Origin of the sequence: Brasilonema sennae CENA114, from assembly GCF_006968745.1 — a bacterium.
In the GTDB taxonomy this organism is placed as follows: Bacteria; Cyanobacteriota; Cyanobacteriia; order Cyanobacteriales; family Nostocaceae; genus Brasilonema; species Brasilonema sennae.
The window spans coordinates 5,292,972-5,307,139 of record NZ_CP030118.1 but is presented as its reverse complement, the minus strand read 5'-3'; the positions used below and the strand labels follow the sequence as shown (position 1 = coordinate 5,307,139).

Sequence of the window (14,168 nt, the reverse complement as noted above, 5' to 3'; positions counted from 1 at the left end):
ATATTAAATTCAAAAGTTGATATAGCGTGCTTGAGTGTATAGTTTGCAGCGGTGGCTTCTGCTGCTCCAACAACTCGGGAACAACGCAAAGCCTCGGCTATACAAGTCAAGCCTGCTCTGGAGGCTTGACTTGTACAGCCCGTACATTGTAATAAATGTACGGGTGACAGCTACTGTTTAATTAAATGTATTGAATTATACGATTTATCCAAGCAATCTTTCAATTTCTCTGCCAGATCCCGTACATGGGGTTCCTCAAGCAGGGTAAGGTGAGATCCGGGAACATGATGGATATCAATTCCTCCAGCAACGATATCACCCCAGCCGAATTCAGGCTCATATTCTACACCTACAGCTTCGTCCCGATTCTTATCTTCAGTCCGCAAGAGGGTCATTCGACCTGGGTAAATTTGGAAGATATATTCGTTCTTAGCCTGCACGTTAGCGTCTATGATGCTTAAGTGCTTGTCAGTTTCTGGTAACTGATGCACTACATTCAAGTGACGCTTGTATCTTGCTTTGAGCTGATACGTACCCCACTCTCTCCAGCCCGCAAGCTTTTGCCAAAGGTAGGTAGGTCCTAGTTGTAAAACATTATTGAGATGCAAGAGAATTCGCTTATGAAATGGCAATCGTTTCTCATAACCCGGACGACAGGTATCCAACATAACTAGAAGATCTATTTTTTCACCTTGAGAGTGAAGTTGCTGAGCCATCTCCAAGACAATTGTACCCCCAAACGAGTAGCCAGCTAGAAAATAAGGACCATTGGGCTGAATGGTCTGGATTTCCTTAATGTAGTGCGCTGCCATATCTTCAACGCGGGTATAGGGAGGAAGTTTTCCATCTAGCCCTTGTGGTTGTAGCCCATAAAATGGTTGATCCGATCCTAGATGCATTGCCAAAGGGCGGTAACACAGAATTTCTCCACCAAGCGGATGAATGCAGAACAAAGGTGGTTTGGAACCCTTCGGTTGAATTTCTACCAGGGATGACCAAGAAGTTTTTGATTTTTCCTGATTACTGGATAGTAACTTAGCAAGAGCTTCCACTGTACCTGAAGTAAAAAGTGTCGCTAGGGGAATGGATGTGCCGCATTTCTTCTCTATTTGAGCGAATAAGCGTACAGCGAGTAAGGAATGCCCCCCCAGATCAAAGAAGTTATCCTTGACGTTAATGGGTTGAATCCCCAAAACTTCTTCCCAAATCTGTGTCAGCTGGCGTTCTATCTCATCGCGGGGAGCAACAAATGTTTCTTCCACCTCTTGCCTAACTTGCTCTGGCATTGGCAAAGCTCGACGATCTACTTTACCGTTAGGAGTCAGGGGTAGAGCGTCTAGGATCACAAAAGCTGAAGGAATCATATATTTGGGCAGCTTCTCCTTCAGAAAGCGCCGCAGTTCATCAGTTGTCTTGACTTGTTCCTGCTGTGGAACAACGTAAGCTACTAAGCGCTGATCACCAGGTTGGTCTTCACGGGCAATAACCACTACTTCCTCTACACTGGGGTGTTCACCTAACAGCGTCTCAATCTCTCTAAGTTCAATGCGTACTCCTCGGATCTTTACTTGACGATCCAAGCGACCAAGAATTTCTAGAGTACCATCTGGACGATAGCGTCCGCGATCGCCAGTGTAGTAAAGCAAATCTTGTTCGTTGTTGCCCAAGGGGTTCTTGACAAACCGAGAACGATTTTCTTCAGAGGCATTGATGTAACCTAAACTACGGAATGGTGTCCGTATAACAATCTGACCTGGTTCACAAATACCACACAGTTGATTATTTTGTGCTAAAACCAGTGCCTGGGTTTCTGGCTGTGGTGAACCAACAGGTTGTACTCCAGGCAGGACATCAGCAGTAACTCGGTAAAAGCACTTTGCCAAAGTTGTTTCTGTCGGTCCATAGAGATTGACAATTTCGCCTCCCTCTGGGAAAGTTTCCCTCCACCGATGTATGAGTGTATCCTTGAGAGGTTCTCCAGCAAAGAAGATACGTTTTAAGGCACGTAGAGAAACTCCCGGCGCTACATTGACTAACCACGATTGGGCAAGCGTTGGAACTGTGTGCAGCAGAGATATCTGCTCGCGTTCCAACCAACGTAGAATTCGCGTCGGTTCTAGTTCATCACCTTCTGCCGGCAGACAAAGAGTTGCTCCACTGGTCAAAGGTAGGAAGACATCTCTAAGGACGACATCAAAGGAAAGCCCTGTTAATTGGGCACTGCGGTCTTGCTGACCAACTGCAAAAGTTTGCCGCTGCCAGTTGAGAAAATGCGCCATCCCTTTGTGACACCCCAACACACCTTTAGGAATACCTGTGGTGCCGGAAGTAAAGAAAATATAAGCTGCATCGTCACCAGACAGTTGAGGTAGGTCAATTGCTCCACTGCTGTCCGTTTCGGAATTTATGGTTTTTCCTGTATCTGGATCTACGCAAATGATAGCTAGAGATTCCCATAACTCCTTGTGTTCTGAGCGCTCGTCACCAATGCACAATAGGTACTTAGCTTTGGTTTCCTCAAGCATGATTTGCTGTCGATGCACAGGAAGCTTCGGATCGATAGTCAGTAACACACCGCCACTCAAGAGTACGCCCATCATACTGGCAATCAGCCCAAAGCTGCGTGAGGCGAACACGGCGACGACCTCACCACGCTTAACCCCATGACTCAGCAGAACCTGTGCTAGGGCATGAGCGCTTGTGGACAATTCGTTGTAGTTCCAGGAGCGATCGCTTTGGCAGACTGCTGAGTGTTCTGGCGCAGAGTTTACCCAAGAGGTAAACATTGTAGTCACCAATTCGTACCGTGGTTCCGGCAAGGCTGCACTCAGTTCTGGAAGCAAAGGTCGAGATTCTGGTGTTACGAGGGAATATAATCCGATTTCGCTATCCGGAGTTGCAACGATCTGCTCAAGCAGATGCTGGAATTGATGCAGAAGGCAAGTCATGCGTGCAGCAGAAAATAAGACCTGCTGATACACCAGTTGCAAATTCAGCTCACCTGAGTGTTCCTCCACATACAAAGTCATGGAGAATTTTGACTCAGATTCGCTCAGTTCTAGCAAACTGAGGGTCAATCCAGGGAGTTCCAAAGCCGTCTGTGGAGTGTTGATGAAGTTGAACATGACATCGAACACTGGGTTTCGGCTCAAGTTACGTTCTGGATGCAGCTCTTCTACGAGCTTCTCGAAGGGTATCTCTTGGTGAGTATAAGCATCCAAAGCCACCTTACGAACTCGACCTAGCAATTCTAAGAAACTCGGGTTCCCCCCAAGGTTGCTACGCAGAGCGAGCGTATTCAGAAAACAGCCAATCAGCCCCTCAGTCTCGGTTTGGTTACGACCAGCGATTGGAGTCCCAACGATTATATCTTCCTGTACTGTATGGCGGTAGAGCAACGTCTTGAACGCCGCTAGTAGAGTCATGAACAAGGTAGTATCTGACCGCTGACTCAGTGCTTTGAGCGCCGAGGTGAGTTTCTTTGATAACACTAAAGATTGGCGTGCCCCTTGGTGGTTCTGGATTGTTGGTCGCGGTTTATCGGTTGGTAATTCTAAAGGTGTAGCACCCGCTAGCTGGTTTTTCCAATAGTTTAGCTGGGTGTCCAGTACTTGACCAGATAGCCATTGCCGTTGCCAAGCAGCAAAGTCAGCATACTGGATGGGCAATTTTGCCAGGGGATTTGGCTTGTCGTTCAAAAAGGCTTCGTAGACAGATGCTAACTGTTGGCACAGGATGCCCATTGACCAGCCATCAGAAGCGATGTGGTGCACAACCAACAAAAGTATATACTCTTGGTGGTCTATCCGTAGCAAGGTGGCTCGCAGCATCAAGTCAGATCTTAAGTCGAATGGGCGTTGCGCCTCATGCTTCAACAAACGCTGCACTTGTTGTTCTTGATTGCTTGCTTGCTCCTGTGTCAAGTCAATTATCTTGAGTTCTACTGACCTCGAAGAACTCATGATCTGCACTGGCTCACCATCCTCTGCGATAAAGTTAGTTCGCAGGACTTCGTGGTGGGCAGCGATCGCATCTAAAGACTGTTGCAATACACCGATATTGAGCTTACCCAGCAAGCGTTGTGCGAGCGGCATTAGATAAGCCGCGCTATTTGGCTCCATCTGGTCCAAAAACCATATTCTCTGCTGAGCAAAGGATAACGGAGCTGAGTGGCGATCTGCTAGTTGGGGAATGGTCTGCTGTTCTAGGACATCTGTACTCTGGTTCTGGGCGTTAGCCAAGCTTAACGAAGTAATGGCACTTGCTAAACCTGCAATAGTTGGTGTTTCAAACAGCAACTGTAATGGAATTTCCACATTCAGGTTTTGGCGTACCCGAGAAATCACTTGTGTAGCGAGTAGCGAATGTCCTCCCAACTCAAAGAAGTTGCTGTGAATGCTAACTTGTTCCAAACCCAGAATTTGCGCCCAAATAACAGCTAAAACTTCTTCAGTAGGAGTACGAGGTGCAACAAAGTTGCTGTTATCGAAATCTGATGTATCTGGTACACGTAAAGCGCGGCGATCTACTTTGCCATTAGGGTTTAATGGTATGACATCCAAAAAGACAAATGCTTTTGGCACCATGTACTCAGGTAGTTTTCCCTGTAAAAAGCCACGCAATTCACTTGAAGTTGGGGCAACTTGTTCTGGGTGTAGCACCACATAAGCCACGAGGCGTTTGTCGCCAGGAATATCCTCTCTTAGGATGACTAAATTCTGTTGTATTGCAGGATGTTCACCTAAGGTAGCTTCAATTTCTCCCAATTCAATGCGGAAGCCACGAATCTTCACTTGGTGGTCAATACGACCAAGGAATTCTATGTTTCCGTCGCTTAAGTAACGCGCTAAATCCCCAGTTTTATAAAGACGTGCACCTGGTGTGCTATTAAAGGGGTTGCGAATAAACTTTTCTGTCGTCAATTCGGGACGGTTGAGATAGCCTCGCGCCAACCCGACACCGCCAATGTGCAACTCACCCGATTGACCAACAGGCACAGGCTGTAAATTTTCATCTAATATATAAACTTGTACATTGGCAGTCGGGCGACCAATTGGAGCAATGGTGTAATTACTCCCACGCTGGCAAGTCCAAGAAGTTACATCGATGCAACCTTCAGTTGGACCATAGCAATTGAGCAAAACATTGTGCAAATTTAAACGCTCAACGAAGCGATCAATGAATTCGACTCCCAAACCTTCACCACCACTAGTGACGTGCCGCAGGCGAGTACAATTTTCAATTCCCTTTTCCTCAAGTAAAACGCGGATGATAGATGGTACTAACCCAGCGATAGTAATCTGCTGTTCGATAATCACCTTCACCAGGTAGGCAGGGTCTTGATGTCCACCGGGGCGAGCCATAACCAATTGTCCACCAAACGATAACGTCCAGAATATCTGCCAGACTGATGGATCGAAATTCAAAGAAAAGGTCTGTAAGACTTTGTCTTGTTCAGTTAATTGAAACGTTGTTTGCCGCCACCAGAGGTGATTGCAAACTCCACGGTGAGCAAGCATGACACCCTTAGGCTTGCCTGTAGAGCCAGAGGTGTAGATGATGTAAACTAAGTTATCAACTGTCACATCAGACACAGGGTTTTCTTCGCTGTGCTGGGCAATGAGTTCCCACTCAGAATCCAAACAAATGACTTGCGCTTCATGAGTCGGTAAGCTCTTGACCAATTTCTCTTGAGTAAGCAACACTTGTGTCTGAGTGTCCTCCAGCATAAACTCTAAGCGCTCTTGGGGATACTCTGGGTCGAGAGGCACATAAGCACCACCTGCCTTGAGAATTCCCAGTAGTCCTACGACCATTTCTAGGGAACGCTCGATATAAATCCCCACAAGTACATCCGGTCCTACGCCCAGAGTTTGTAGGTAGTGTGCCAATTGATTGGCGCGATTATTCAACTGTTGGTAAGTAAGTTGCTTGTCTTCAAAAACTACTGCCACAGCATCAGGCGTCTTCTCCACCTGCTGCTCAAATAATTTATGAATACACTGCTGTGGATAATCTACCTGAGTATTGTTCCACTCAACAAGTAACTGCTGTCGTTCATTTGGGGTGAGCAGTGGCAATTGGGTAATTTGCTGCTGTGGATCAGTCACAATTGCTTCGAGCAATGTCTGGAAATGCTCGCTCATCCGCACAATTGTGGCAGCATCAAACAAGTCAGTGTTGTATTCCCATAATCCCCGCAGTCCCTGTTCTGTTTCCTCAATTGATAAAGTTATATCAAACTGCGATGCCAAATGATCCACGTCTGTGGAAGTGATGCTCAGTCCTGGCAACTCCAATGTTTGTGTAGGAACATTCTGCAGAACAAACATCACTTGGAACAGAGGGTGATAACTTAGTGATCTCTCTGGTTGTAGTTGTTCTACGAGCTTTTCAAACGGCAAGTCTTGGTGAGCATAAGCGGACATCGCCATTGAACGTACCCTTTGCAACAGTTCCCGAAAATTGGGGTTGCCAGACATATCGGTGCGTAGAACCAGGGTATTGACAAAAAATCCAATTAACCCTTCTATTTCCTCGCGATTTCGCCCCGCAATCGGAGACCCGACTAAAATATCTTCTTGTCTGCTATAGCGGTACAGCAAGGTCTGGAACGCCGCCAACAATGTCATGAACAACGTCACACCTTCTTGCCGTGACAGTCCATGCAGTGCTTGCGATAAACTCTGGGGTATTAGAAAAAATTGCCTGGCACCTCGGTAAGACTGAACTGGTGGTCGTGGTCTATCTGTGGGTAGTTCCAGTACTGGGGTTGCACCCGCTAACTGCTGTTTCCAATAGTTGAGTTGCTTTTGCAGCACGTCACCAGAGAGCCACTCGCGTTGCCAAACTGCAAAGTCGGCATACTGAATGGGTAATTCTGGCAATGGATTAGACAAGCCGTCCTTGAACGCTTGGTAAAGCGTTGTCAACTCGTCATATAAAATGCTCATCGACCAACCATCGGTGGCAATGTGGTGCAAAAGCAACAGCAAGATATTCTCTTGTGGCGATCGCTGTATCAAGCACGCACGCAGCATCAAGTCTGATGTTAAATTGAAGGGGCGCAGCGCTTCATTTTGTAGCAGTTGTTGTACAACACTGGTGTCTTCAGTCAGCGACTCATCGATCAGGTTGATCACCTTCAGTTCCACTGCCCGAGGAGCGCCGATAACCTGCACAGGATTGCCATCTTGGGCGATAAAGTTGGTTCGCAGGATTTCGTGGTGAGCAACAATTGCATCTAATGACTGTTGCAAGACATCCACGTTCAAGTCGCCTTGCAACTGCATTGCCTCAACAATGTTATATGCTGCACTGTCTGGTTCTAACTGTGCCAAAAACCACAGTTGTTGCTGCACATAGGATAAGGGGGCTGACTGTCGATTGGCAACTCGGGTAATAGTCTGGTGTTCCTCTGTACCCTGGTTTTGACTTTGGGTAATGGCAGTTGCTAAGTCGGCGATCGTTGGTGTTTCAAACAGCAACTGTATGGGCATTTCTACACCTAACGCTTGGCGTACCCGAGAAATGACTTGTGTCGCCAGCAGAGAATGTCCGCCCAATTCAAAGAAGTTGTCATGGATGCCTACGCGCTCCAGACCCAATACTTGCGCCCAAATAGCGGCTAAAATCTCTTCCGTAGAATTACGAGGTGCAACAAAGTTGTTGTCACTAATGAAATGGGATGTATCTGGTGCAGGTAAAGCGCGGCGGTCTATCTTACCATTAGGTGTTAATGGCAGTGTATCCAAGAACACAAATGCTGTGGGCACCATGTAATCGAGTAGCGGCTCCTTCAAAAAGCGGCGCAGTTCACTCGGACTAGCAGGAATATGCTCCTGTTTCACCACCACATATGCCACGAGCCGCTTGTCTCCAGGAACGTCTTCACGGGCAATGACGACAGCTTGCAGAACAGATGGGTGTTGTCGCAGTACAACCTCTATCTCTCCCAATTCAATCCTAAATCCACGTATTTTTACCTGATGATCGATACGTCCTACGTACTCAACATTACCATCATGTAAAAACCGAGCTAAGTCTCCTGTCTTGTACAGTCGTGATCCTTGTTCCTGACTAAAGGGGTTGCGGATAAATTTTTCCTGTGTCAACTCTGGGCGGTTGAGATAACCTCGCGCTAGCCCATCACCGCCGATGTGCAGTTCCCCAGGCACGCCAATGGGCACTGGTTGCAGATGAGAGTCGAGCAGATAAATTTGCGTGTTGGCGATCGGGCGTCCAATGGGGATTGAGGTTTGAGATAATTGTGTTGCTCCTACTTCAAAGACGGTTGACCAAATCGTCGTCTCCGTAGGACCGTACATATTCCAAATCGCAGCCCCTGTTGCTAATAATTGCTGCGCCAAATCACTAGGTAAGGCTTCACCGCCGCAGAGAATTTTCAAACCAGGAACACCACCCCATCCAGCAGCCAGCAACATCCGCCAAGTGGCTGGGGTAGCTTGCATCACTGTCGCACCACCCGCAGCGATTTGCTTGCTCAGCAATCTGCCATCGCTTGCTACTTCCCGCGTCACCAAATGAACACGCGCACCTGTTATTAAAGGCAAATAAAGTTCCAAGGCGGCAATGTCAAATGATATTGTTGTGACTGCTATGACGATATCCGCTGGTGTTAATCCAGGTTGGCGCTGCATGGATGTTAAGAAATTGACCACAGCACCGTGCGGAATTTGCACTCCTTTGGGCTTGCCAGTCGAGCCGGATGTATAAATAACGTACGCTAGATGCTCGACGGTAGAATACGGTGCAGGATTTTGTGTACTAGCAGTCACAATGCTTTCCCAGTCTGTGTCTATACAAACGACTTGAAACTTATGGGATATCGCATCTTCCTTAACTTTTTTGTTAGAGGAGAGTTCGGGAGAACTCATTTTTTGTGAAGAATCAGTTAGCAGCACTGATACCTGAGCATCCGACAAAATGTAATCTAGGCGCTCTTGAGGATATGCCGGATCTAGAGGTACGTATGCTCCACCAGCTTTGAGAATCGCGAGTAGTCCTACCACCATGAAAAGCGATCGCTCTACACAAATTCCCACAAGGGCATCTGGTTTGACTCCTAGCTGCCTGAGATAATGCGCTAGTTGATTTGCCTGTTGGTTGAGCTGCTTGTAGGTTAGTTGTTCGTTACCAAAGACAACTGCGACTGCATCTGGTGTCTGTTCTACCTGAGCCTCAAACAATTGATGGATGCAAAGTTGTTCTGGGTAATTTGCCTGAGTATTATTCCACGCCAGCAATAACTGCTGTTCTTGAACAGTTAGCAATGGTAATTCTGCAATCGAGCGATTAGGATCAGCAACAATTCCCTCTAGCAATCTGTGGAAATGCCCATTCAGCCGAGTTATCGTGGCATCATCAAATAACTGGGCGTTGTATTCCCACTCTCCTTGGAATCCTTGTTCTGTCTCCTCCATTAACAAGGTCAAATCTAACTTGGATGTAACCTTATCTAATTCAGAGGGTGTGATGGTCAATCCGGATAAATCCAATGTTTGTTTGGGTGTATTCTCCAAAACAAACATCACCTGGAACAGAGGGTGATAGGAAAGCGATGCTGCAAACCGCGACGCAGGCGAACGCTCTGCTTGCAGTTGTTCTACTAGCTCTTCAAACGGCAAGTCTTGGTTAGCGTAGGCGGACGTTGCCATCGCTCGCACCCTTTGCAACAGTTCCTGAAAACTCGGGTTGCCAGACACATCTGTGCGTATAACCAAGGTATTGACAAAAGATCCAATTAGCCCTTCTATCTCAGCAGAATTTCGCCCTGAAATCGGAGAACCAATCAAAATGTCTTCCTGTCCACTGTAGCGGTACAGTAGAGTCCCAAATGCCGCCAGCAATGTCATGAACAGTGTCACATCTTCTTGTTGTGACAGTGTCTGTAATGCTTTTGATAAACTCTTGGGTAGTAAAAAAGATTGTTTTGCACTTCGGTAACTTTGTACGGGTAGTCGCGCTCTATCCGTGGGCAATTCCAGTACTGGAGGAGCACCTGCTAGCTGCTGCTTCCAATAGTTAAGTTGCTCTTTTTCAAGGTCATTTGTTTGAGTACCATGGCAGTCCTCAACATCGGTTAAGCTAGCTGCCTGAATATTTGACTGAAGGTATAAATTTTTGTTTGTTAACTGCATAAACACCTTGTAAAGAAAATTACTCTATTAATTTCTCGGCTTGGTTACCAACTTTCATCACTAAAAACGAGTGATGCAAATTTACGACAGACAATATTGATCTTATTGATTAAGTTGGTGAATTAATCATTTCTGTAGAGGAACAACTTAGCTTATGAATGAGCAATTTCTAAATTCATAAACTTTTCTTCTTGCAGTTGCTCTTGTGCTAACTCCAATAGTTGACGAGCAGTCTTTAACTTGTTTTCATCTTTGATTTTCTGGTTAAACTGCTGTGAATAACCCGATTCAATATTTTGTAAATAAGCTTGGAGATATTTAATACGCAAGCGCGGATCTTCATCTTGAAGAAACAGAATATCCGATTCAACCATATAGCGAATAACAAACATGGGAACGGAGCTTTGAAATGGGCGGAAGTTTGGGTTGTGTGCACCAGGCACTTGGTTGAGCTTATGAAATTCCCCTATCATCAGTCCTGACTCAACAAAAAAACGCTTAAGTTTTTTGTGATTCTCGTCAATTATTTTAGGAGCTTCTTCTATATCGATATCAGGCACAATGATTAACAGTGTTTTCCTTAAAGCAGCTACCCCCTGTCGTGGTTCTTGCTCAAGGAAGATATCTCGACAGCGTAGAACATTCTCAAAAAATTGCTCAGGAGCCACATTTTTAGCACGTATAACTGTCAGGGACATAACGTTTGCTCTAATTGAGTGAGGCACAAAAGGGCAAACAGGACCGAGTCTACCTAAATCAGGGTGAGCTTTTCCAACAAAATTTTCAACCCACTGCATGCTTTTAATTAAGTAGGGAAGGTCTTGTTGAAGCTGATTAATATCAGTAGGTGTGTAGAGTTGCATTTTTACTACTTTAGAAAAACTTACTTATGAATAAAGGAACACAATTTAACCTATACAAAATGAAGCTAGTTATAGCTAATGACGCAAAAGCTATACTTATTTTTGATAGGAGATTTATCCCTTAGCTAGCACTCAGCTAAAAGATGGATAATTCTGACTGCAAAAAGATGCTTGGTTTAGGGGTTCTCAAGTAAGCTCACAAACTGAATTTACTTGTATGTAGTAGATGCCTTTGTCTTGACTGTGGAAGTTTAGAAAGTTTCTTAAGGTGGATGCAGTATTATTGTTTTGAGAGCAGGATAGGTGTTCTTTACTGAACTACCTATTGATTATTAAAACTCCACATACTAGAAAAGTATATCAAATCAACTGTAAAGTTTATGTTTTAATAGCAATCACAATTATGATATTTCAGTGTAGGGTAATTCTGCTTAGGAATGATATTGGGGACGTATAATCTTCACAAGTTACAGTTTCAGAATTATTACAATGCATCACCACCCAGTGTAGGATTGGAACTGAGACTACTTTTGCCTATCAAACCGCAAAACTCTTATTCACAGAGATTTTCCTCATTTATAGGCATACTCTAATTCCCAAGTGTAAGATACTTGCTACACAAAGGCTGTAACCTGAAAAATAGAATTTTTTCTAAACTTCGGTGTGGGATCAAACAACTTTCTGTGGACAAAAAGGTTTTCGTATAGTCTATTGATAAATCAATAATAAAATCCTATTCTTACGCTACCTTTTGGGAGAGAAATTTAATTCATCCCGTAACCATAGAAACTATCGCTCTTGCTGTGTTTTATGGTTGAGGTAAATCGAAGTCCTTAGTCAGATCTCAAACATGGCAATCTAGAACACCGATTCACTAATCCCAAAAACCCGGTTTCTGTTACTGGGAAGACCGAAGTTTCGTTAACTCAACAAGAAAAAACCGGGTTTTTTAGTCACAATTATGAATACTGAATCGGTGTTCTAGCGTGACTAATAACTAAGACCCTCTGCACATAAGTGAAGGGTTATTCATGAGAACAGCACTATCGAAGAGGACACTTGGTGACTATCTGTCCCTGTTGCAGAAGGAACCGGGCTTTCTCACCGGGAAATATAATAAAAAATACATTGTGTAAATTAGTTAAAAAATCAGTCAGTCTCAACTGTAGCAAAAAGTACTGTAAATTTGCAGTCGTAAAATGTATAAATAAAAACATTTTGTTTATCTTCATTTTGTATCTTGAAGCTTTTTTGCAATAAATAATACATTATACGGCAGTTAAGACAACATTATACGGCAGTTAAGACAATACTGGTAGTAAAAATTTTTATTATGCTGAATGAACTAGCCAACATTGAACTATTCGCCAAGCACAACGTATTTTATTAAACCAGCTTGATAGAGTTTTTTCTTTGTTTGTATGAAACGGTCCTGCCTGTTTCTCTGACAATAGGCGATTTCACTAAGTATTTTTTCCTAAAAAAAGAGGGGTTTTAGTAAAACAATTGCCCTTTTTTCAAAAAAAATCCTGAAATCTATATAAATTAATGGTTTCATCTATCCACTTCTGGCTATGACACTTTAGAATGATTCATTGAAAAGTCGAATCTACAGCGATTACAGCCTTTGTGAGCATAAATACTCAAAAATCCGACTTTTGTAAATCTCTGAACAGAGATTTAAGTAACGATGCATCAAAAATGCATCTGTACACAATCTCAAGTAAACCTCAAGGAGTTTGACATGAATAAAGGTGAATTGGTTGATGCCGTAGCTGAAAAGGCAAGTGTTACCAAAAAGCAAGTTGATGCCGTTTTAACTGCAGCTTTGGAAACGATTATCGAAGCTGTTTCCTCTGGCGATAAAGTTACGTTGGTAGGATTCGGCTCATTTGAATCACGGGAACGTAAAGCCCGTGAAGGTCGTAACCCCAAAACCAATGAAAAGATGGAAATTCCAGCGACAAAGGTTCCTGCCTTCTCTGCTGGAAAACTCTTTAGAGAAAAGGTTGCACCCCCAAAATCTTAGATTCTCATCTAGGTCACCCTTTTTCTATGCGGCAACCAGCACACGGGGGAAATCTAGCCTGGGCAGCAGCACTAGCTGGCTGTCCCCCAAGTGCTATTCTGGATTTTTCTGCAAGCATTAGCCCTTTGGGACCACCAAAAAGCGCAATAGCGGCAATTGAGTCCCAATTGGATCATCTCAGGCATTATCCAGACCCGGATTATGGTGAACTCAGACTTGCTCTGAGTCACTTTCATCAACTACCCCCTGAATGGATTTTGCCGGGGAACGGCTCGGCAGAATTACTTTCTCTGGCAGGTCGGGATTTAGCACAGTTAGCTGCAACAGCTTTGATAACTCCAGCCTTTGGCGATTATTACAGGGCGCTGGCTGCATACCACGCTAAGGTATTGGAGTTTTCTTTGTTAGTTTTTCGGACTTTGTCATTAATTTTTGACAAAGTTGAAAACACAAAGGATAAGGGACTATTGCTGAATAACCCCCATAACCCAACGGGGGTGTTATTTTCACGAGAAGCCATTTTGCCGTACCTAGAGAAATTCGCTTTGGTGGTAGTAGATGAAGCCTTTATGGATTTTCTGCCCCCAGGACAGGAACAAAGTTTGATAGAAGTTGTGCAGGAATATCCAAACTTAGTGATTTTGCGATCGCTGACCAAGTTCTACAGTTTGCCTGGTTTGCGACTAGGATATGCGATCGCCCATCCTGAGCGTTTGCGGCGCTGGCAGTCCTGGCGCGACCCCTGGCCCGTAAATACCCTAGCAGCAGCGGCAGCAGTCGCTGTGGTCCAGGATAAGGAGTTTCAGGAGCAGACTTGGGCATGGCTCCCACCAGCACGAAACCAACTCTTCGCTGGTTTAGCTTCAATGCCCGGATTACAACCTCTAGAAAGTGCTGCTAATTTTTTACTCGTTGAATCACAGCAATCGAGTTCGCAATTGCAGCAAAATTTACTACAGCATCACCAAATTTTCATTCGTGATTGTCTGAGTTTTCCTGAACTTGGCGACAGATATTTCCGGGTAGCTGTACGCTCTTGGTCAGATAACCAGCGCTTACTAGAAGCACTGTCATTAGTCATTAATCATTAGTCATCAAAGACGAAGCACAATTAAA

The 14,168-nt window shown here is 44.7% G+C and carries 4 protein-coding genes; 2 read left to right on the top strand and 2 right to left on the bottom strand.

The window, feature by feature from the left end; genetic code table 11:
* Positions 1-170: 170 nt before the first annotated feature.
* A complete protein-coding gene (locus tag DP114_RS22275; protein ID WP_171977157.1) occupies positions 171-10,160 on the bottom strand; it encodes a non-ribosomal peptide synthetase in 9,990 nt (3,329 codons plus the stop codon).
* A gap of 152 nt (positions 10,161-10,312) precedes the next feature.
* A complete protein-coding gene (locus tag DP114_RS22270; protein ID WP_169263880.1) occupies positions 10,313-11,023 on the bottom strand; it encodes a DUF6875 domain-containing protein in 711 nt (236 codons plus the stop codon).
* 1,744 nt (positions 11,024-12,767) lie between these two features.
* Here DP114_RS22270 and DP114_RS22265 point away from each other — a divergent pair.
* A complete protein-coding gene (locus DP114_RS22265; RefSeq protein ID WP_048868205.1) occupies positions 12,768-13,052 on the top strand; it encodes an HU family DNA-binding protein in 285 nt (94 codons plus the stop codon).
* 26 nt (positions 13,053-13,078) lie between these two features.
* Positions 13,079-14,143: a threonine-phosphate decarboxylase CobD gene (gene cobD / locus DP114_RS22260; RefSeq protein ID WP_169263881.1), complete on the top strand. Its 1,065-nt coding sequence runs from the start codon at positions 13,079-13,081 to the stop codon at positions 14,141-14,143.
* The last annotated feature ends 25 nt before the right edge of the window (positions 14,144-14,168 follow it).

What these genes read in the sequence shown, in the direction of transcription:
- DP114_RS22275 (WP_171977157.1), bottom strand. Translation starts at nt 10,160, where the DNA reads ATGCAGTTAACAAACAAAAATTTATACCTTCAGTCAAATATTCAGGCA.
- DP114_RS22270 (WP_169263880.1), bottom strand. Translation starts at nt 11,023, where the DNA reads ATGCAACTCTACACACCTACTGATATTAATCAGCTTCAACAAGACCTT.
- DP114_RS22265 (WP_048868205.1), top strand. Translation starts at nt 12,768, where the DNA reads ATGAATAAAGGTGAATTGGTTGATGCCGTAGCTGAAAAGGCAAGTGTT.
- cobD (WP_169263881.1), top strand. Translation starts at nt 13,079, where the DNA reads ATGCGGCAACCAGCACACGGGGGAAATCTAGCCTGGGCAGCAGCACTA.